This window comes from Aestuariibacter sp. A3R04 (genome assembly GCF_018860805.1).
Lineage (GTDB): Bacteria > Pseudomonadota > Gammaproteobacteria > Enterobacterales > Alteromonadaceae > Alteromonas.
Window position 1 is genome coordinate 1 of the sequence record NZ_JAHKQR010000011.1, and the last position, 20278, is coordinate 20278.

At 45.6% G+C, this 20278-nt stretch carries 20 protein-coding genes; 7 read left to right on the forward strand and 13 right to left on the reverse strand.

Annotated features, from left to right (window positions below; all coding sequences use genetic code 11):
- Both KO518_RS09340 and KO518_RS09345 read left to right on the forward strand, forming a co-directional pair.
- Positions 1–210, forward strand: a 210-nt coding sequence (locus KO518_RS09340; protein WP_216025591.1) for a transposase, incomplete at its 5' end; no start/stop codon positions are given.
- A 118-nt stretch (positions 211–328) separates the two neighbouring features.
- A complete protein-coding gene (locus KO518_RS09345; protein WP_216025592.1) occupies positions 329–655 on the forward strand; it encodes a hypothetical protein in 327 nt (108 codons plus the stop codon).
- Between the two features lie 26 nt (positions 656–681).
- Here the strand turns inward: KO518_RS09345 and KO518_RS09350 are convergent, their stop codons facing one another.
- The gene (locus KO518_RS09350) at positions 682–1512 is read right to left on the reverse strand and encodes a mechanosensitive ion channel family protein (RefSeq protein ID WP_216025593.1); all 831 of its coding nucleotides are present in this window, start codon (positions 1510–1512) and stop codon (positions 682–684) included.
- A gap of 308 nt (positions 1513–1820) precedes the next feature.
- On the opposite strand from KO518_RS09350, the gene KO518_RS09355 reads away from it, so the two are divergent.
- The 5 genes from KO518_RS09355 (at position 1821) to KO518_RS09375 (ending at position 9330) form a co-directional block, all read left to right on the forward strand.
- The gene (locus tag KO518_RS09355) at positions 1821–3002 is read left to right on the forward strand and encodes an NAD(P)/FAD-dependent oxidoreductase (protein ID WP_216025594.1); all 1182 of its coding nucleotides are present in this window, start codon (positions 1821–1823) and stop codon (positions 3000–3002) included.
- A gap of 123 nt (positions 3003–3125) precedes the next feature.
- The gene (locus KO518_RS09360) at positions 3126–3773 is read left to right on the forward strand and encodes a peroxiredoxin-like family protein (RefSeq protein ID WP_216025595.1); all 648 of its coding nucleotides are present in this window, start codon (positions 3126–3128) and stop codon (positions 3771–3773) included.
- 387 nt (positions 3774–4160) lie between these two features.
- Positions 4161–4406 carry a hypothetical protein gene (locus KO518_RS09365; protein WP_216025596.1) on the forward strand — a complete coding sequence of 82 codons (246 nt, stop codon included), beginning with the start codon at positions 4161–4163 and terminating at the stop codon, positions 4404–4406.
- A 256-nt stretch (positions 4407–4662) separates the two neighbouring features.
- A complete protein-coding gene (amt, locus tag KO518_RS09370) occupies positions 4663–7671 on the forward strand; it encodes an ammonium transporter (protein ID WP_252736154.1) in 3009 nt (1002 codons plus the stop codon).
- 177 nt (positions 7672–7848) lie between these two features.
- Entirely contained in the window at positions 7849–9330 is a 1482-nt protein-coding gene (locus KO518_RS09375; RefSeq protein ID WP_216025598.1) for a catalase, read from the forward strand.
- 137 nt (positions 9331–9467) lie between these two features.
- Here the strand turns inward: KO518_RS09375 and KO518_RS09380 are convergent, their stop codons facing one another.
- From KO518_RS09380 to KO518_RS09435, 12 genes are all read right to left on the reverse strand, one after another.
- Complete coding sequence (locus tag KO518_RS09380) at positions 9468–10148, reverse strand: hypothetical protein (protein ID WP_216025599.1); 681 nt, start codon at positions 10146–10148, stop codon at positions 9468–9470.
- 16 nt (positions 10149–10164) lie between these two features.
- Entirely contained in the window at positions 10165–11001 is an 837-nt protein-coding gene (locus tag KO518_RS09385; RefSeq protein WP_216025600.1) for an SDR family oxidoreductase, read from the reverse strand.
- 1 nt (position 11002) lies between these two features.
- Positions 11003–11674, reverse strand: coding sequence for a TenA family transcriptional regulator (locus KO518_RS09390; protein WP_216025601.1), 672 nt, complete (start codon positions 11672–11674; stop codon positions 11003–11005).
- Positions 11675–11677: 3 nt separating this feature from the next.
- Entirely contained in the window at positions 11678–13132 is a 1455-nt protein-coding gene (locus KO518_RS09395; RefSeq protein WP_371742288.1) for an AMP-binding protein, read from the reverse strand.
- On the reverse strand, positions 13122–13877 hold the full coding sequence (locus tag KO518_RS09400) for a thermostable hemolysin (RefSeq protein ID WP_216025603.1): 756 nt from the start codon (positions 13875–13877) through the stop codon (positions 13122–13124). Before KO518_RS09400 ends, KO518_RS09395 begins: the two co-directional genes overlap by 11 nt.
- Positions 13878–13957: 80 nt before the next feature.
- A complete protein-coding gene (locus KO518_RS09405; protein ID WP_216025604.1) occupies positions 13958–15721 on the reverse strand; it encodes a glycosyltransferase family 39 protein in 1764 nt (587 codons plus the stop codon).
- The gene (locus KO518_RS09410) at positions 15718–16392 is read right to left on the reverse strand and encodes a TVP38/TMEM64 family protein (RefSeq protein ID WP_216025605.1); all 675 of its coding nucleotides are present in this window, start codon (positions 16390–16392) and stop codon (positions 15718–15720) included. The genes KO518_RS09405 and KO518_RS09410 overlap by 4 nt, the downstream gene beginning before the upstream one ends.
- The gene (locus tag KO518_RS09415) at positions 16382–17119 is read right to left on the reverse strand and encodes a glycosyltransferase family 2 protein (protein WP_216025606.1); all 738 of its coding nucleotides are present in this window, start codon (positions 17117–17119) and stop codon (positions 16382–16384) included. Before KO518_RS09415 ends, KO518_RS09410 begins: the two co-directional genes overlap by 11 nt.
- A gap of 73 nt (positions 17120–17192) precedes the next feature.
- Positions 17193–17894: a hypothetical protein gene (locus KO518_RS09420; protein WP_216025607.1), complete on the reverse strand. Its 702-nt coding sequence runs from the start codon at positions 17892–17894 to the stop codon at positions 17193–17195.
- On the reverse strand, positions 17891–18649 hold the full coding sequence (locus KO518_RS09425; protein ID WP_216025608.1) for an FTR1 family iron permease: 759 nt from the start codon (positions 18647–18649) through the stop codon (positions 17891–17893). The genes KO518_RS09420 and KO518_RS09425 overlap by 4 nt, the downstream gene beginning before the upstream one ends.
- Positions 18639–19004, reverse strand: coding sequence for a cupredoxin domain-containing protein (locus KO518_RS09430; RefSeq protein ID WP_216025609.1), 366 nt, complete (start codon positions 19002–19004; stop codon positions 18639–18641). The genes KO518_RS09425 and KO518_RS09430 overlap by 11 nt, the downstream gene beginning before the upstream one ends.
- Entirely contained in the window at positions 18988–20277 is a 1290-nt protein-coding gene (locus tag KO518_RS09435; RefSeq protein ID WP_216025610.1) for a HAMP domain-containing sensor histidine kinase, read from the reverse strand. The genes KO518_RS09430 and KO518_RS09435 overlap by 17 nt, the downstream gene beginning before the upstream one ends.
- Position 20278: the final 1 nt, after the last annotated feature.

The following is a 20278-nucleotide window of genomic DNA, read 5'->3' on the forward strand; positions in this document are numbered from 1 at the left end:
AAAAACATGCCAAACGCAATGACATTGAGGCATCAAACCGTCGAGCATCCCTTTGGCACAATAAAGCAATGGGCAGGAACGCAACAACTACTGACAAGAACATTAAAACATGTAAAAACAGAGGTAAGTTTGCAGGTCTTGGCATACAACTTCAAAAGAATGATGAATATCATGGGCGTTAGCGGTCTCATATCTGCAATGAAGACATGAGAGTTGTGGAAACACTCATTCAAAAACGATAGTGACCTCAGAATTACTGTATTATTCAATTTAAAACAGCAACCATAAATATGAGTTTTCACACGGCCTGAACACAAAGCAGACTGAAGTGACGGCAAGTGATAAACCCTCGAAAACCCTGCTCCGAGAATACAAAGATGCCAATGAAGAAATGCAAAGATTAAAAAATGCACTTACCACTGCTGAAAGTAACTTAGAGACATTCCAGACGACAAATTCAGAACTTCTGAGTAATTACCAAATTTTAGAGACAAAACTCAATACGCTGAATGATAAAAAAAGCGAAGCAGAAAAGGTGCGTGAAGGGTTACCGGGCGAAGCCGTAGTGGTAATAGAAGAGATCCTCTCTCATTATCAAGAAAACCTTATTGCATTAAAGAGTAGTATTCTTGAAGCATCAGTCACACCCGAATAATTATCAGGGTGTGACTGTAAAGGCGATTATGCGTTCTCGTTAACCACAATGACTTTGCGGTGTGGGAACGGTATCTCTATGTTCGCTTCGTCCAGGGCTTTCTTAATTTGCTCAGGTACTGAGAAACGGATATCGAAGTAGTGTTCGCCGTGACAGAAGGGGCGCACGATGAAATCAACAGAACTGTCGTTGAGCGTAGATACTTCAACAAACGGCGCCGGATCTTTCAGTACATGTGGGTGATCGGCCAGTACTTTGTCGATAACGGCACGAGCAGCATCGGTGTTTTCGTTGTAGGCAATACCAAAGGTCATGTCGACACCACGGATCTCGTGGTGTGAATGGTTCACGATTTGCTCACCCCAAATCTGACTGTTTGGAATGATAATTTGCTGATTATCAAAGGTTTGCAAAATAGTGGTAAATAAATCTACTTCCGTAACTTTACCAAATTTACCTGCCGCATCTACGAAATCGTCCACTTTGTACGGACGGAAAATAAGTAACATGACACCCGCAGCAAGATTAGACAATGTGCCTTGAAGTGCTAAGCCAACGGCTAATCCCGCTGCGCCGAGAAGAGCAATGATGGATGCTGTTTGAACACCAAACCGGTTCAGTACCGCAATGCCGACAAAGGCCAGTATGGTGTATTTAGCCACACTGCCGAAAAACTTAAATAGTGTGTCGTCCAACTGGGGGTGACGGTTGGCGATGGATACAATGAGTTTATATGCCTTTCCTGCTACCCATAGTCCGATGATCAGAATGAGCAAAGCAAGTAAGATATTAGTTGCCCATGCTAAAGCGCCAGGTAGATATTGATTAACGTCCAGTGAAGCAATGAATTCTTCCATGGTGTAGATTCCTCTGTTTAACAACAAGTGAATGAATGTACTGCTGCGTAATATCTCAGCTTGGTGGACAGTTATAAGCTAACGCCACAATGTTTAGTATTGTTAAAAAGTATTAAAATTTATATTTTTCGACTAAAGAATGAGAGAAAATCATGAAAAAACAGACCGATCTGAAGACCTGGTACTCTGATTGGTATGTAAATCTATTACAGTAGGCAGAGGATGAATTGAGTTTACCGCATCAATCGAAACATGATTGATGTTACAATACCGCGTTTAAAAATGGTGATGCAAAAGGTAGTGACCCAGTGAAAAAATGCGATGTTGTGGTAATTGGAGCGGGAGCCGCTGGGTTATTTTGTGCGGCTCAGGCAGGTGTCCGAGGGCGCAGTGTTGAAGTGCTCGACCACGCAAAAAAAGTAGGCCGCAAAATACTCATGTCAGGCGGTGGCCGCTGTAACTTTACTAATATATACGCAGGGCCTGAGAACTTTCTATCGCAAAACCCTCACTTTTGTAAATCGGCACTGAGTCGCTACACCCAGCGGGATTTCATCAGTCTTGTTGCTGAATACGGCATTGCCTATCACGAGAAAACCTTAGGGCAGCTTTTTTGTGATGACAGCGCAAAAGACATTGTCGATTTGTTGCTAAAAGAGTGTGAAAAAGCGGGAGTTACTATCACCACACGATGCGACATTCTCCAGGTGGAAAAGTCAGGGAGCGGGTTTGTTTTGTCAACGTCAAACGGTGAATATGCCTGCGAGTCTTTGGTCATCGCCACTGGCGGCCTCAGTATGCCAAAGCTGGGTGCCACTCCCTTCGGATACAAAATTGCCGAGCAGTTCGGCCTGAATGTTTTACCCACTCGCGCGGCCCTTGTGCCTTTTACCTTACACGATAAAGATAAGGATACACTGGCAGAACTCAGTGGAATCGCTGTTGATGTTTACGCCAGTTGCAATGACACCACGTTCAAAGAAGCCATGCTATTTACTCACCGAGGTTTAAGTGGCCCAGCCATGTTGCAAATATCCAGTTATTGGCAAGCGGGTGATACATTGAGTATCAATACATTGCCAAACGAAGATGCTGCAACAATTATTCAAACCGCACGCAGCGACACGCCTGACGCGCTTTTAGCAACCTGTTTAAACAAAGTGTTTCCCAAGCGTATGGTGCAGAGTTTTATCGATTATCACCATTGGCGAAACGTGCCGGTCAAACAGTTATCTCACAGTGAGTGCGATACCATCGCACACACCCTAGAAAACTGGGAAATACAACCCAATGGCACAGAAGGTTACCGAACAGCAGAAGTCACCATTGGTGGCGTAGATACTAACGAACTTTCATCAAAAACCATGATGGCGAAAAACGTCGATGGGCTTTACTTCATTGGTGAAGTGGTCGATGTCACCGGCTGGCTGGGCGGCTTTAATTTCCAGTGGGCGTGGAGCAGTGGTTGGGCGGCTGGGCAGGTTGTGTAATAGTTATTTACCTCAAAAGTCTATCCATCCCACTCTTTCCTGTAGCTAAGGTTTTGGTTGGTGCTAATGTGTGAAAAATGTCATTAAGGTGAGTTTTTTCTCCCACACAGGAATACATAAACAATGAAATCTTTAATAGCTCAAACCCAAGCCAAAGTTGATGCCGGCAGAAAGAACAACCCGGAATTTATGGCTGGTGTAGATAAAGAAATAGAAAAGGCGAAAGCTTTGCAACAAGGTGAATCGGCGCTGCTGGTGGGTGAAAGAGCGCCATTGTTTACTTTACCAGCCCCCTCTGGCGAGCAAGTTTCACTGCAAAATTATTTAGATCAAGGCCCGGTAGTACTCACTTTTTATCGCGGAAGTTGGTGCCCGTATTGCAACTTACAATTAAACGCTTTAAAGCTACGTATTGGTGATATTACCTCCTTGGGGGCGAAGCTGATTGCCATTAGCCCGGAACGACCTGATGGCACGCTTAGCGCTGAAGAGATAAGTGAGCTGCCTTTTTCAGTCTTATCTGATCAAGATGCAGAGGTCGCTGCAAACTATGGCGTCGCGTGGCAAGTGCCTGATTTTTTGCTTGAGCATATGCGCGTAGATCGCGGTCTCGATTTGCAGGAAATAAACAATGGCAACGCCACCATTTTGCCCATTCCCGCGACCTTTGTGTTAAATCAAGACGGAGAGGTTGTATGGCGATATGTGGATGTGGACTACAGAACCCGCTCGGAGCCTGATGACATCATTAATACGCTAAAAGCTATTTAAAAACGCAATAGTAAATATGTGATTTCAGGTGTTTTTGTTTGCACTTTTTGTAATGAAAAGTGTCCTCTACTGGAACTACACCAAGTCACGTGTTTTATGCATGAAATGAGTGAGTATTTACTGTTTTTTCTTAGCGCATTAGGCGCCTTTAATGGTTTTGTTTTGGCAGGGTATGTTGCGCTGACCCGGCGCGCAACATTAAGCTATTGGTTCTTATCTGCACTTTATAATATTGATTGTCGTTACCATAACGTTTGGGGTTGTGTTCCCATACAATAGCAATATCGAGCTGTGGACAGATTACGTATATCGGATCGTGAACGTCAATTGGTTGTTATATCTCTCGCTTTCATGGTGATTCCGAATTACCTGCAGGGGTGAGTTTTAGTGAAAGATCGCCGTATAACCGGTTATCCGGCTCACTTCGAAAATCAGTCTAAAGCTTATTTCCAAGAATTGCCGTTTCTGATTGAGGCGACAATTGAAAAGCATGGAGGCATATTCTCTCATGCGGCGCGCAATAAAGCGCATGTGGAAGTTGATGGTCGAATTGTTACGGGCCAAAACCATCTTTCATCAGCTGATGTTGCTAAACGCGTTATAAGTATTATTGAAAGTGGAGAAAACCTGTAACAGGTTAAGGAGTTGCTGTTAGGAAATCCAGTCACTGACGATAGTGAGTCATTCCCATTTTGTTCGCGGGTGTTTCAGTGCACTTGCGAGCAAGGTTGTCGTGTTTTGTGTATCTTCACTCTATAAGTTAAAAGGAACGAATGTTGCTTAAGCACCTTGTTGTAGATAATAAAGCAGGGGGTAAATCGCACCTGCAGTAATAGGTGGGATTTTGGAAACAGGTTGGTTGTTATTTGCTGCTCTATTAGTTTTTTGTATGCAAGCAGGCTTTTTATGCCTGGAAACAGGGAAAGTTCGTACTAAAAACAGTATTAACGTTGCGGCCAAAAACCTTTCAGATTTTATTTTTTCATCCATAATTTTTTGGCTATTCGGATTTGCCATCATGTTTGGCAAGTCGTTTATGGGCTATTTCGGTTCATCCGGGTTTCTTTTTGGTGCAAACCAAACTGCCTGGCAGTATAGCTTTTTCCTGTTTCAGTTAATGTTCTGCGGTACCACGGCCACACTGGTGTCCGGTGCGGTGGCCGAGCGTATGTCCTATCGTGGTTATTTGTTAATTACCGTTGTGTTATGTACGCTTATTTATCCCTTTGTAGGGCACTGGGCTTGGAGTTCTCTTTATTCATCACAAAACCTTGGTTGGCTTGAAAGTCTTGGCTTTATTGACTTTGCTGGTTCCACCGTCGTTCACTCTGTAGGCGGTTGGGTAAGCCTGGCTGCAATTATAGTATTGGGCGCAAGAAAAGGCCGCTTTGATGATACACACAAATTTCCTTCCGGTAGTAACCTGCCACTTTCCGTTCTGGGTACATTACTAATATGGCTCGGTTGGTTTGGTTTTAATGGCGGTAGTACACTTGCTCTCACTGAGGAAGTACCGGTTATATTGGTTAATACGTGTTTAGCTGCGTCCTTCGGTGGGCTTAGCGCCAGTGTGTTGTTTGTTTTCCGACATCGTTTTTTGGATGTCAGTATTATGCTCAACGGTGTGATCGCCGGGCTGGTAGCCATCACCGCTAGTGCCAACGTCGTTACCCCTGCTTCTGCAGCACTGATCGGCATCGTCGGTGGGCTTGTTATGTACGCAGGGGAATACATACTACTGAGATTTCGGCTTGATGATGCTCTGGGCGTCGTTCCTGCTCACTTATTTGCAGGTATCTTGGGAACACTTGCTGTGGCTGTCTTCCATAAAAGCATCGTGATCTTTAGTCATGCTTTTTGGTTGCAACTCGGGGTTCAGGTACTCGGTATTATTGCTATTGGCTTTTATAGCTTTACGTTGGCGTGGCTGGGACTAAAACTAATTAACCGCTTTGTTCCGCTTAGGGTGAGTGCAGAACAGGAATATCTCGGTATGAACGTCACTGAACACAATGCAACTACAGAACTGCTTGATTTACTAAATTCGATGGGGCTCCAGGAGCAACAGGCTAATTTTAGTGAGCGCGTCCAGGAAGAGCCCTTTACCGAAGTGGGTCAAATTGCACGACAATACAACCGCGTTATAGAGCGAGTACAGTTCGAGATGGGTCAACGGGATGCGTTACTGCAGGATTTCAAAAGCAGCGAAAAACGTAAAAGTGCTATTCTCAACTCGTCAATGGACAGCATTGTTACAATTAACCTGGATGGTATTATTCTCGAATTTAATCCAGCTTCTGAACGAACATTTGGCTGTCTGCAGTCGAAAGCGATAAACCGGAATTTCATTGCGCTATTTGTCACTGAAAAAGATCAGAATTCTGTTACTGAAAGCTTGAAAAGTAAATTTGTCACATCCAGTGGTTTATTGATCAACCGTCGTAATACGCTAACGCTCAGGCGCGCCACCGGAGATACTTTTCCAGCTGAAATAGCCGTCACTGGAACTACTTTTGGCAGTAATATCAGTAATGAGTTTACCTTGCATATTCGCGATGTTACTCGTCAACGTCGGTTACAGGAGAAGTTACGGGAGCTAGCATACAGTGATCCTTTAACTGGCCTATATAACAGAACATTTTTTCTTGATGCCCTAAGCGTTGCTTTGCGAAGAATACATCAGAAAGGTGACTCGGTAGCGGTCTTTTTTCTCGATTTGGATCGCTTTAAGAAAATAAACGACACCCTGGGTCATAAAGCGGGTGATGAATTGCTTACCGAAGTAGCCACAAGATTAACTAAAGTGACCCGCCAGAGCGATACTATCTGTCGTTGGGGCGGAGACGAGTTTGTAATAATGATGACTGGCACCCATCATGAAGCTTCGGTTGTCACTAGCGCGACTCAAATTTTGCAAGTGATGCGCGAAGTGGTCAACCTTGAAGGAAGGGAGCTGAAAATTCCTACGAGCATTGGGATCAGTATATCTAATGATGCTAGTTGTCAGCCAATGACGCTTATTCAGCAGGCTGACATTGCCATGTATAATGCCAAACAAGCGGGGCGAGATAACTTTAAACTCTTTGAACAGAAGATGGCGAAATCTGCATCAGAGCAGTTCAACTTTGAACAAACGCTACGTCAGGCAATTCAATCAGCACACCAATTTACAATGCTCTATCAACCTAAAGTAAATAAACAGAAACAGGTTGTCGGTCTTGAGGCGTTAGTCCGCCTTGAACTTAACCACGGTCAATTCACTTCGCCAGCAAAATTTATCCCTATTGCTGAAGAGTCCGGTCAGATAGTAGCACTTGAAGAAATAATTATACGCTTGGTTTTTAAACAGCTAGCAAGCTGGCATAAGCAATACCCGGGAATACCCCGAGTTTCAATAAACCTGTCGGGTATACATCTTCTTTCAGATACCTTCCTGCCTTTTTTGACCTACTGCATGAATCACTATGAAGTTCCCGGAAGGTGGCTTGAATTTGAAGTCACGGAGAGCGTCTTTCTAAATGATATTGATCACTGCATCGAAGTGTTAAAGATTCTACAAGGGATGGAGATTGAAATTTCCATTGATGATTTCGGTACGGGCTACTCTTCATTAAACTACCTTAAAAATTTACCGGTTGATGTCCTTAAAATAGATCGCTCTTTTGTCATTGAATGCGCTAAACACAAAGATGATGCAAAGATTTGCTCTACAATCATTGAACTTGCGTCCACATTAGGCCTCACGACCATCGCCGAAGGTGTTGAAAATCAGGCCCAGTTTGATTTTCTGTCTAAACAGGGATGTATCAATTTTCAAGGTTATTATTTTTATCGGCCACTGTCGGTGGAGCGGATCGACGATTTACTCGCCTCGATGTATGAGGCAGAGCAAAAATAACGAAGACTGACGCAACTTACTTCTTCTGGAGCTAGTAATGTTTGCGCCATAATCGCTAAAATAGATTTACACGATTGTTTTATATCTGTATTTTTAATCTGTTTTGTGGTTCATAATTACCCTAAATAATCGACTGGCAAGATTAACTTGCCGGCTTTACTTATTGAGGAATGTATTATGAGTCAGTGCCCTTTTTCAAAAAACGCTTCTACATCTGTGCCGTTGACCAGCAGTAACGGTGCGCCGGTTGCTTCCGATAATCAGAGTCGAACGGCGGGACGGCGTGGGCCGGTTACCTTCGACAATCACTATTTATTTGAAAAGCTGGCCCATTTTAATCGCGAGCGCATTCCTGAGCGAGTGGTGCACGCCAGAGGCAGTGCTGCTTACGGAACCTTTACCGTAACCCGTAGCTTGTCTGATTACACCATCGCTGATTTCTTGCAGGAAGAAGGCGCACAAACACCCGTTTTCTTACGATTTTCCACGGTGGGCGGTGGACAGGATTCCAGTGACTATGCCCGCGACCCTCGCGGATTTGCGGTGAAGTTCTACACCGAACAGGGAAACTGGGACATGGTAGGTAACAATACACCAGTGTTTTTCTTGCGCGACGGGATCAAGTTCCCCGATTTTATTCACAGCCAGAAAAAGAACCCGCGTACTAACTTGCCAGATCCTCAGGCAATTTATGAGTTCTGGGCGAACAACCCTCAATCGTTGCATCAGTCTACCATTTTGATGTCAGACCGCGGCATTCCCTTGTCGTATCGTCACGTTAACGGTTACAGCTCGCATACCTTAAGTTTCTGGAACAAGCAAGGCGAGCGATACTGGGTTAAATGGCACTTTAAAACTAATCAGGGTATTAAAACGCTGACCAACGAAGAAGCTGCCCGTATGCCTGCATTTGGCGCGCAACAAGATTTGGTAGCAAGTATCGACAACGGCGACTTTCCTTCCTGGACAGTGAATGTACAAATCATGACGGAAGAGGAAGCTAAACACTATCGGATCAATCCTTTTGATGTAACAAAAGTGTGGTCACACAGCGATTTTCCGTTAATCGAAGTGGGGCAATTGGAACTGAATCGCAACGTAGACAATTATTTTGCTGAAACTGAGCAGGTTGCTTTTGCGCCGAGTAATCTCGTACCCGGTATTGGTGCTTCACCTGACAGAATGTTGCAGGCAAGATTGTTGGCATATCAGGATGCTCATCGCTACCGCGTGGGTGCTAATGTGAATCAAATTCCGGTAAACACGCCGCGATGCCCGGTTCACAACTATCAGCGCGATGGGGCATTTGCCGGTATTCAGCCTGCGTTGGCGGGAAGTGGCGCAAACTTCTACCCGAATAATCGAAGTGAGCATGGTGCGCCAGCAGAAGTCGTAAGCGTTGCTGAGCCAGCCATGCCACTTGAAGAAGATGCATGGTTGGATGTGCATGACATTCAGGATGAGGATAATTTTTCCCAGGCTGGTGATTTATTCCGCATGATGTCGGATGATCAAAAGCGCCAGTTGGTGAACAATATTGCTGAAGGTTTAAGCCAGGCAACGTCCGATGTCCAAGAGGCTATGTTCAGTCAATATGACCAGGCCGACCCGGCGTACGGGTTAATGGTGAGAGCCGCGGTTGCGAAGCAAAGCGGCTAACGGATACTGTTTGGCATTAGTATTGATAAAAGCAGAGAAAAAAGCGCGGCGATGAGAATCGTCGCGCTTTTTAGTTCTGCGAGCAGCTATGACAGAACGGGTTCTGTAAATGCAATTCGCTGCCAGTTCACTAATGGCTAGTTTTTCCTGGCTATCCTTTGCTCTAACGCTGCAATCTCTTGCAAGCGACCTTTGTCAGCCAATGGACGACTTGGGCGCGGGGGGGCTTCTTTGGCTTTATCAATATATTTTTGAGCCAACACATAGTTGCCATTGTCAAACAAATATTCGGCGTAAAAATAATTTGGATCGATTCCATTAGGGTTTATTTCCAGCGCGTGTTTTAGCAGTTTCTCGGCCTTTTTATCACTGCCAAAACTAATTGGCCAACTGGGAAGTTTGTGATAAAGCACACCCAGACTAGTCATGGCAGAACCAGACAGCGCGTTTTCATCTACACGCATGGCTTGTTCAAAACTTTTGCGCGCTGCTTTGGCGTAATCTAGGGCGTCAAATCCGCCTATTGCGCCAGCCGTACTCGATTGAATAATACCCTGCCATATGAGTAATCCCGTGTCGTTGGGATTGGCTTTTAAAAATGCTTTTGCCTGTCTGGTCAGGGTAATAAAAGCATCCTTCTTTTTTTCCTCTTCTATCTCATAATTAATATGTGCCCACTGTTGTTGAAGTGTTTGCAACGGGTTTTCATGTAACCCTACATCTGTTGTGCCTGAGCTGTTGTAATTGTTTGATTGGGCGTGGAGTGTAAAGCTTATGGTCAACACAACGGCAATAGTAAGAAATTGTATCTGTTTCATGATGGCGATCCTCAGGTTAAACCTGTTTGTCTGCTAATGGGGGATTATCTTGCTGCTGTTCAATGGACGTGGTTTGTTCGAATGTATACGCCTTTATTAGGGCGAGCTTTTTAGCTAGCGAGCTGTCAACCAATGACGGTAATAGGGCATTGACGATGGCAAAAACCTTTTCAGGTAAGCCCATGGCTACCCGGCTTTTGTTTTTGTTTAGTAGCAGGATCAGAGATCTGGCTACGTCTTCCGGGCTATCTACCTTATTGCCCATTGCCAGGTTCAAGGCAACCGCGCGACGGTCGTTAATCGCTGTACAGGTTGCCCGGGGTGCCAGATAGTGAAAATGAATATCGCTGTCGTGATATTCCCGGATCATTGCTTCAGTCCAGCCCTTGAGCCCGAATTTGGTTGCACAGTAAGCTCCATGTGCCGCAAATCCGATACTGCCAAATGTAGACCCGATATTAATGACGTGTGCATACTGACGCATCTTAAGTATTGGCAGTAGTTGTTGGGTGAGCAACATGGGAGCGAGTAAATTTGTGGCGACCACATCGTCAACAGGTGCCAGTGTAAACTCGCCTAAATGGGTAATGCCAGCGTTATTGATGAGCATAGTGACCGGGTGACGCTGGCATGTGTGTACCACTTTTTCACGCCCTTGCGGGGTGATAATGTCAGCCTCGACAATAAAGTGATGCCCATCAAGCGTGTCCCTTAGCTGCACTAACTTTTCCTTGCATCGGCCAACAAGAATAAGTTGGGCACCTTGTTCATCCAATGCCTTTGCCATGGCACTGCCTATACCACCACTGGCTCCGGTAAGTAATGCTATCTGGTTACTCCAGTCAATTTTCATATCAGGCCACCTTAGTTAAGCCGTGTTCAGGTGACAGTTCACGAAAAATATCACCGTAAAGCCGGTAGAAGAGGTTGGCGCTGTGAATAATCATTTGTTGTTCGACAGGGTTAGTGATTCTGTTCATCAGGGTTTCAAAAAACACAATGTGCTCTTGATCTAAAGCGCCGTGTGAGGTGAGATAGCTAAAAGCGGCTTTTGGCAACGACAATTTGTTTTTAATTTGTTTGGCAGCGGCATCGGCAAGCGCGATACTGGTGCCTTCCAGCACAAAAACCATACCAAAAAAGTATAAAGGGCTTTTACGGGCAATCGCATCAAACGCGTAGGCCACCATGAGTTCAGTTGCTGCAGCAGGGTCACTTCCGCGAGCTTGCTCTTTGTCTACGCCACAGGCAGCCAAATCGTTAAGGATCCACTCCTGATGACCCATTTCCTCCTCTATGTATTCCGCAATCGCTTCTCTTAGCCATTCTTTTTCTTCTGAAAGTTTTGCACCGGTAGCCATGAGCAGAGGGACGGTGTATTTTACGTGGTGATAGGCTTGTTTCAGAAATGCGATATAATCATTTAGCGTAAAATCTCCCTGAAAGCACCGCTGAATAATTGGTGCCTGCAAAAATGTACTTCTGGCTTGCTCAGTGCTGCTTTGTAATTGTTGGTAAAAAAGCATCCTTTAGTCTCCGTTTACAATATGCTGTGATGGATAGAGAGTTGAAATTTGGTTTTGATAGCGAGAGAGAACAGCGGCGCGTTTTAACTTTCCGGTTTCCGTCAGTAAGCCGTTATTTGTTGTACACGGGTCTATGATGGTGGCCTGCAAAACCTGCGCGTAGTCGGGAAGCGTTTGATTAACCTGCTGAATTATTCTCATTATTTGTTCTGAAGTCATGTCAGCACTCAAAGGGCAAATCAGTGCAATACAGTAGGGTTTTGCCTCGCAGTAAACCACTGCGTGACGGAACAATCCGGTCGCTAATAAGAGTGATTCAATCCATTCGGGTGATACATTGCGACCAAAGCTATTTATCATGACATTTTTTTTACGCCCATTTAATGTCAGCACACCGTTTTTAATGTGACCAAGATCACCTGTATATACCTTGTTAGGGTAAAAGGAATCTGGTTGATTCAGATACCCTAAAAAGTGGTTTCCTGTGACGACGACCTCGCCATTTTCAATGTGAAGCTGGTTGTGACCTAAAGCAGGGCCAGCGGTACCGGGAAAGTGGTGCTCAGGCCTGTTTAAAGTTGATACCGAGACGGCTTCGGATAATCCATATCCTTCATAAACGGGCAGCCCGTAGCGATGTGCTTGTTTAAGTAAATCTGGTGCAACGTGGGCACCGCCCACAGCAATGAATTGAAGTGATGTCGGCGGTCGCCATCCTCGCTGGCAAGCCATGAGCAGTACTATCAGTAAATCCGGTACGAGGATTACGGAAGTGGGTTGCGCATTGTCGATACTGCACAGCAATGCTTTGGGGTTAACCAGTTTGCTGCCTTCGAAACCTCTGGCTTTGGCACTAACAAGCTCAACTGTGCCTCCGTGAATTAATGGCGCATATACGCCGGCAATGTTTTCCAGTAAGGTTGATAGAGGAAGCATACACAAATGATGAACAGGAGTGTTACCAAAGACTGCGTGTATCGAGCGGGCCACCTTCCATTGAGACTCCGTGGACAAACACACGCCTTTTGGAGAACCCGTGGACCCCGATGTGAAAGTGATCTTGTTTGTACCTTGTGGCATGTGTACTTTGCCTGAACCATCCAGCTTGTGCGCAACAATACCCAGTACAGAATTGATGGTGCGATAAACAGGTGTAATGTTTGTCACGTTCTTTGATGTTAGTAAGCACTCACACTGACTTGCGCGTAACACATGAGCCTTTTGGGATGCGCTGAAAAACAGGGGCAAGGGTACACAACACACGTTAGCGTGTTGGCAAGCAAGGTCGCAAATCACCCAGGCAATTTGATTGTCAAAAGCAATGGCTACGCGATGAACCTTTTCTTCAATTAACCAGGAGGCAACGCCGTTTACTGCCAGTTGAAGTTCACTATAGGTCAATGTTGTCGCTCCCTCTTTTAACGCAATTGCGTTGGGAGATGAATAATTAGGCAACACAATAATTCTCCGAAGGTTCCAGGACGGCAATTCCATCTAACTGTTGAGGGAAATTTGTGAAAGAGATGAGGCGAATAGCGTTTTGATAATGGGTATTTAATGACGCACAGGATTGGATACAGCGTGATGTAGTATCCAGCGAAAGCGCCATCACTTCTGGCGCAGTGTCGTAATATGTTCCCCAGGTTTCGCGGTGTTCTGTCAACCGCGCAGGATCAGCCTTGCCTAATGAGCGCAGTGTGATGCCTGCACCTCTGAGTAGCTGGGCTAATTGTGAGGTAGCAGTAAAGATAAGATACTGCACATTGAGTTTTTTCAGGCAAATAAGCAGTGATAAAAGCAGCGGTATGGTATAACGGGCGGAGCAGCTTAATAGATTTCCCACTTCAACTATATCAGCACGGTTTGTATTTATGCCGTGCTGTACAAGTGTGTTTTCTATGGGCATAGTCAGGTATTGTTCAACAAAGAGGGGGTGTTCTTTCTCCCTGTGAATACCATATCGAACACCCACCGCAGCTTTAATTCCATTTTGCTCCAAGGCAAATATCAATGGCATAAATTGGCTGATGGTGGCGTTGTAATGCGTACAAAACCCATTTGCGATAAAGGTTTCTATCTGTTTTCTTTTGCTGTGCTCTTCGCCAGCAATAAGTAACCGTGAGCCTTTCGACAGGGAGCTGGTAACATGCCGTCTGTTAATCGCAGAAGCAACCGACGTATTTGGTTTTGAAGCGCAGTCCATACACATACTCTTTAATTAATCTGTGCTGTGAGTATGCGCTGTTGACCTTAAGTAAACCTTACGCCAGTGATAACAAATGTTCAGTTAGTGAGATAAATCGCTTCACCAGTAGGTAACGAACAATGGGGTGATGCTGCTGCAGCTGGCACGAGTAACCATGTTTCCCTGTGTGCAATGCCTAGCTTTGTGATCAAGGCATAATTGATACATCTGAAATGATAACTCTCTGGTACTAAGAGGAAACGAGCTTTGACCTGCGAGCCTTTTAACCATGACCATGCAGCACCGTTTTCATGCTCTTTAGGCGTGTGATAGCCAAAGTGGGTTAGTGGAAATGGGGCATAGAGCAGGTACTGTTCTTTAAAGTCAACAATAGCGAGTTCGGTATTCGCGAGTGGCGCCGGTAAGTAGTTCTCCACTTTCGCAAGTAAAGACACTGGGGTTCGGTAAGGGTTTAACAGCCATGCACCGCAGGTTGACACCGGCAGGACTAGCGCGCTTAGCCATATGACAAGTTGTGTTGAGAAGGAAGCTCGCAGGCGTTGGCTATATACCGCGAAACTGGCTAGTCCCAAGCCGCCGACAAACAAGCAAAGTGCCCCAATGTGCTCGACAATGTGTCTGTCGGCTTGATATTTAACCATCAGTTTTTCGCTTATTTGGGTATCAAAAAACAAAACTGTTCCCGCGCCAATACTCAGTATAGAGAGGCCAGCGGTAAGTACAACCGCAGCACGTAGTAGTAGAACTGGCGTGCCAAAGCGGGTAAGCAAACTACCTGCTGTCATAGCCAGAGCAGGCAAAGCGGGGAGAATATAAACGCCGCGTTTGCCAGGGCTGATACTAAAAAAAATCACGACAAGGACTGCCCAAATAAACAAAGATGCGTAGGCAGGCTTTTGTGCTAAGTGTTCACCGAAATGTTTGATATGCGCAAACAGGATGGCTACAGCAGGCAGCCAAAACAATGGAATGACTGAAGACAAAAAATAGTACCAGGGTTCGATATGGTGCCAGGCGTGAGTGTAACGCTGTGCTGTTTGTTTGAGCAGTATGTTGGACAAGTAGTGCTGGATAGTGACATCTTGCTTTATTAGCCCTAAATACAGTACAGGTGCCAGCCATAGAAGGATAACCAATAGCATGACCAGCGGGCCCAACATTGCTCGCTTGCGCCAGGCTGCCGCCGTTATCTGATGTTTGAGGGTATAAAAAGCGATGGGGAGTAATAATAAGACGGGAAGAAAACCAACGCCTTTGGTGATCACGCCCAAACCCATAAAAAACCAAGAAATAAAATACCATCGCCAGTGTGGAGTAAGAAAAAAGTGTTGAATAAACCCGTAAATGGCTATCCAGATAAAACAGGCCACCATGGCATCTATTTGAGCAAACTTTGCCTGAATCAAAAACTGTGGACAAAGGAGTAAAACCAGCACACTGGCTTTGGCTGTGTGTTCGTCAGATAGTTTTACAGAAAGCCTGTAGGTAAGTGCCAGTGTGACTGAGCTGGCGATGGCATTGGGTAACAGCATGGCCACTTTCAGACTGCCGGAAACGGCGTATATCAATGCGATCGTCCACATAAAAAACGGTGGCTTGTCAGGGTAGATTTCGTTGCCCCTCATAGGAATCAACCACTGCCCGGTTTCTACCATTGATTTGGCTACCAGTACGAATCTAGGCTCATCCGGAGGCCAGGCATCACGAAGGCCTATTCCACTGAATATTAGAACAGACGCAATTACTATTAGCCCATACCCTGATGAGAGAAAACGGCCGAAGTAAGGAAAGCGCAATTGTTGATTACTAAGCGTGCTTTTGGGGGGCCGAAGGAGCGTCATTGTTCTGCCTTGGATTTAATGCCTGGCAGTGATACCACTAACCCTATGCAAATAATCAGCCCGCCGACAGGTAGAACTTGTTGGAGGTAAGGGATATTGTCGATACCGCTGCCCAGTAAGGAAAACAATACAGTCTGGGGTAAAAAACCCAGTAAACTGGCGAAAAAAAATGCGGGAAAAGGAAGCTGCAAGACACCGGCGAGCAAGTTGGTGACAAGGTTGGAACCTATTGGAAATAAACGGGCAATGAGTACATTGCGAAAGCTAGACCGAGAGACAAATACTTGTGCCGTGCAGAGCTTTTTGCCTAACGCCCTTATTGCGAAAACGCGAAGTGGGCCTTTTGCCAGAGTATAGGTTATTGATGCTGAAACAGCGGTGAGTGTCAGCGCCACTAGTGTTCCGATGGAACTACCAAGCCCCGCGCCACAAAAAAAAGCAATTGCCTGACGAGGGAAACCTATACTCATTAATACAATGAAACAACTGTACAGGAGAGCAAGCGTATACGGGCTGGTTTGAGCAACAAATTGAGACAACCAAGCCGGGTCCTGACCGTGATCCCAAATTTGAGCGGTAAAAGTTAACGCGAAGTAACCCAGTACTATCATCACAATTGTGCCAGACAGCTTTGTGAAAAAGCGTATGACGGACAAGAGGCTATTCGTCATCGGGTACGCCATCAACGGTGTGGTGGAGTTTGTTGCGGTGCATTAGCCAGCGCACGCCCATGATGTCGATAAGTCCAGCCCAACCTCTATTCCATGCGGTGTAGTTTGAATGACCTTCAGCGCGTGACCGGTGATTGACGGGGACACAAATTACTTCTCCACCCAGTCTCTTGGTTAGTGCGGGTATATAGCGGTGCATGTGGTCAAAATAGGGAAGCATCAGAAAGGTTTGTCGGGGGATGAGCTTAAGGCCACATCCTGTGTCAGGTGTGTCGTCTTGAAGTAGCCACCGTCTCACCGTATTCGCTATTTTTGATTGCAGTTTCTTCCAGCCACTGTCCCGCCTTTTTTGTCGATGGCCAATTACACAAAAATGAGGGTTTTGTGATCGCTGAGCGGCGTTTAGCAGGCGCGGTATATCAGCAGGGTCGTTTTGACCATCAGCATCCAGTGTTACTATCCATATTCCTCGTGCGGCAAGTACACCTCGGTATACCGAGGTACTCTGACCACAACTGTAAGGGTGAGAAATTACACGACAAGTTATTGGCAATGACTCATTGAGTGAATTAATTAGTGAGGGAGTGTTATCGCTGCTGCCATCGTCAACCACAATTACCTCAGCGCAACAGCAAGACATGGCGTCGACTATTTCGTGAAGTAAAGACGACAGGTTTGCGGCTTCATTTTTGGCCGGCAGCACAACGCTGACATCAATTGGAAGCATAAGTTATACATCGCTGAGTGAAAGAAGTGTAACTCTATACGATAGACCTTAAGATAAACTTAAGTTTGTCAGGCTAGAATTCATACTCTAAAGACATGCGCAGTGTGTGATCTTTGCTATCGCCATTTAACCCCGCAATGAAACCTAACTCCCATTTTAATTGCTCTTGACGGTCGAAGCGCTTGATGCCCATAAATGCCGGGCCCACGCCGACGTAATCTTCAGCCACGTAGATTTCAATACCGGGTTGTACCTCAGGTAACCAACGGTAGCGAAATTTCACTTTTAGCTCACTTTCCCATTCATTGGGCACTGTTTCGCCCCATTCATAAACCAAATTTATATTCGTGGTCAGACTGTATTGTCCAAACTCTTTCTCAGTAAGTAGCCCTGCTTTAGCTTCCCAGTCGTTAGTGTTGTGTTGTTTCTCCAGTTCAAATAAAGTTCCCCAGTCCGCCCAGTACTGGCCTTGTTCTGTCATCATCCAGCGCAGTTCAAGTTCGTAACCTTCCAAACCAAAGTTATCGTACTCATCCCTGGAACCCACGATATATGCTTCAAGAATCGTAAATTCAGAGAGGGCATGACCAAACGAGAAACGTTGCAATAATATGTTGCCGTCGTCATTCTGCCGAGAGGTCAAACGCCATTCGAATTCTCTTTCGAAGGGCAGTACATAAGGGTGGTAAACCTTATCAACAGTGAAGTTGTCGGCATGAGCTAGCGAGCCTGGCAGTGCCATGAACAACGCGATAGCAACACTTGGACGGCTCATTGAGAGATCTCCTTTGTCAACGCTGCCCGTTTACTAAAAAGTGCGGTTAAGAGTGCAGGGGCGATAGCGGCAATCACAAACATTAACAAGTAGCTCAAAGACGGTGTGGCCTCGTAACCGAGAAACGCGTTCAACAAATGACCGTACTCACTGTTGTCACTCACTACCGTGCTGCTATCCCACAATTGTTGTGGTGTGGGAAATACGTCTGTTTGCTCGAGAAGAATAGCGACGTTGGCAACTTGGGCTGCAACAAATATACACAACAAAAAGTACGTTACTTTGGTACTCACAAAACAGGTGAGGCCAATGTTTAGTAGTATTGAAATACTCACACAAATGCCGAGCCCAATTGTTGTACCCAGTAGCAATAGTGTGTTGTCATTGCTTCTGGATAATTCGGATAGAAAATACACCATAAAATGCAGTGTATTGGGCAGGCTGATACCCGCGAGCAGTAAAGTCATACCGAAAGCCGGCAACGGAGCATTAATGGCTAGCTTCCACCCAGTAAGACAAAGTCCTGTCCAGGCCGTAAACAGCAGCAGGGACTTGAGTAACTCGAAACCAGCGCCATCTGCTAATTGTGAAATATCATCTAACCATAGGTGGGTTACGTACGCCAAAACCGCTATTGCCACTAGCCGCGAGGAAAGCCACAGACGGGTCGTGTCAGAAAATGCCAGCAAAAAGCTGACTAACAGAAAAACGGGCAGGGTATCCCGAAGAAACAGTACAACAGTATTAATTAACATTTTCTGTCTCCTGAGCGGGTTTTACAATTACCTTGCCAACCGCTTTGTTAGGGTGGTATTCGCCAAAGAATGGGTATTCACCGGGCTGTAGCGGGCCGATGAAGATAGTCCCCTTACTGCGGGCAAAGATTACTTTTTCGCGGTTTAACGCAAAGCTGTCGATTTCTTCAGGGGTGCCGTCATGGTTGATGAATGTCAGCTTTACCTTTTTGTTGGCGGGTACAGTTACTTCCTGCGGATAAAAGAGGTGTTCTTGTATCTCCACGATAATCTCAGGCAGGGCCAGGGCATATGGTGGATAAAAAGTCATTGCACTTAGTAGCACAGTAAAAGGCAATTTAAATGATGCTGTCATGGCCAAAAACAACCTCAACTTCAAGGCCGCCTAATTTTGCTTGCTTCAGTGTCATGGTGGCGAAGTGTAATTCTACAATTTGTGATACGATGGCTAAACCCAGTCCACTTCCAGTGGTTGTGTTACTATTCGCGGCGCGGACAAAACGTTCTAACACGCGGAGGCGCTCTTCTTCTGGAATACCCGGGCCAGAATCACTGACCTTCAGTACTACGGCAGCGCCATTTCGTTGAATATCAACGATAATTTGGTCCCCGGGGTGCGAATAATGACTGGCATTGGCAATGAGGTTTTGCAGTAATGTATACAGCATAAAAGGTGAGCTGCTAAGCCAGGCCTCTTCTCCTTCCAAGGAAATATCCTGTTGTTTCAATTCAATCTGGCTATATAAATCGCTAATCACATCCTGGGCGACAAAGTAAAGATTTACTGGCTCACGTTGTGTAACAAATGTGTCTGGACTGGTGCGAGTAAGCATTAAGAACTGGTTGACGGCGTGAATCATTCTGTCAGTATCGTTTTGAAGTGAACTGAGTAAGTCACCTTTGTCTCCTAACTCCTCGGTAATATTGTGAATATTAATTTTCATGACACTTAACGGGGTACGGAGCTCATGGGCTGCGTTTGAGGCAAATTGTTGTTCCCGTTCAAATGCTGCGCTTAATCGTTTGAACATGGAATTAAGTGTGTTAACCACAGGTTTGAGCTCGCTGGGCTCGCGGCTTAATTCAATGGGTGCAAAATCGTTTCCTTGTCGCTGTGCCAATGAGCGGGATAGCTGTTTCAACGGTGCCAGGCCCCAGCTAATACCGAAAAATAAAATAAGGGCGAGAATGGGGACGCTCACAATAAACGGGGTGATGGCTGCTACTGTTAGCGCATCGGTTAACGCATAGCGGTTTCTAAGGGGTTGAGCAACCATGTACCAGGTTTGTCCTTTATCTTGCGAATAGGCGTAAACGCGCCAACGTTTACCCATTGCATTCACTTCTGAGTAACCACTGCTGAATGTTGTTAATGGGCGCGTAAAATTATCAATAGACGTGCTCATCAGCTTGCCATTGTGCCAGATTTGAAAAAATAGCGCCGTTTCTTCTTCTATGGTTTCTCCCTGAATAAGGGCAACTGCTTGCGTGAGTTGCACAAGTTCACTGTCGAGAAGTGTATTGGATATAGCAAGTGTGGCGCGGTAACCGTGAAGGGCGGCGCTGAATACCACCAAAACCAGCGCACTGATTAGGGTTAAAATAAGAAAGCGACGAATAGAAGACAAA

What these genes read in the sequence shown, in the direction of transcription:
- KO518_RS09350 (WP_216025593.1), bottom strand. Translation starts at nt 1,512, where the DNA reads ATGGAAGAATTCATTGCTTCACTGGACGTTAATCAATATCTACCTGGC.
- KO518_RS09360 (WP_216025595.1), top strand. Translation starts at nt 3,126, where the DNA reads ATGAAATCTTTAATAGCTCAAACCCAAGCCAAAGTTGATGCCGGCAGA.
- amt (WP_252736154.1), top strand. Translation starts at nt 4,663, where the DNA reads ATGCAAGCAGGCTTTTTATGCCTGGAAACAGGGAAAGTTCGTACTAAA.
- KO518_RS09375 (WP_216025598.1), top strand. Translation starts at nt 7,849, where the DNA reads ATGAGTCAGTGCCCTTTTTCAAAAAACGCTTCTACATCTGTGCCGTTG.
- KO518_RS09380 (WP_216025599.1), bottom strand. Translation starts at nt 10,148, where the DNA reads ATGAAACAGATACAATTTCTTACTATTGCCGTTGTGTTGACCATAAGC.
- KO518_RS09385 (WP_216025600.1), bottom strand. Translation starts at nt 11,001, where the DNA reads ATGAAAATTGACTGGAGTAACCAGATAGCATTACTTACCGGAGCCAGT.
- KO518_RS09390 (WP_216025601.1), bottom strand. Translation starts at nt 11,674, where the DNA reads ATGCTTTTTTACCAACAATTACAAAGCAGCACTGAGCAAGCCAGAAGT.
- KO518_RS09400 (WP_216025603.1), bottom strand. Translation starts at nt 13,877, where the DNA reads ATGGACTGCGCTTCAAAACCAAATACGTCGGTTGCTTCTGCGATTAAC.
- KO518_RS09405 (WP_216025604.1), bottom strand. Translation starts at nt 15,721, where the DNA reads ATGACGCTCCTTCGGCCCCCCAAAAGCACGCTTAGTAATCAACAATTG.
- KO518_RS09410 (WP_216025605.1), bottom strand. Translation starts at nt 16,392, where the DNA reads ATGACGAATAGCCTCTTGTCCGTCATACGCTTTTTCACAAAGCTGTCT.
- KO518_RS09415 (WP_216025606.1), bottom strand. Translation starts at nt 17,119, where the DNA reads ATGCTTCCAATTGATGTCAGCGTTGTGCTGCCGGCCAAAAATGAAGCC.
- KO518_RS09420 (WP_216025607.1), bottom strand. Translation starts at nt 17,894, where the DNA reads ATGAGCCGTCCAAGTGTTGCTATCGCGTTGTTCATGGCACTGCCAGGC.
- KO518_RS09425 (WP_216025608.1), bottom strand. Translation starts at nt 18,649, where the DNA reads ATGTTAATTAATACTGTTGTACTGTTTCTTCGGGATACCCTGCCCGTT.
- KO518_RS09430 (WP_216025609.1), bottom strand. Translation starts at nt 19,004, where the DNA reads ATGACAGCATCATTTAAATTGCCTTTTACTGTGCTACTAAGTGCAATG.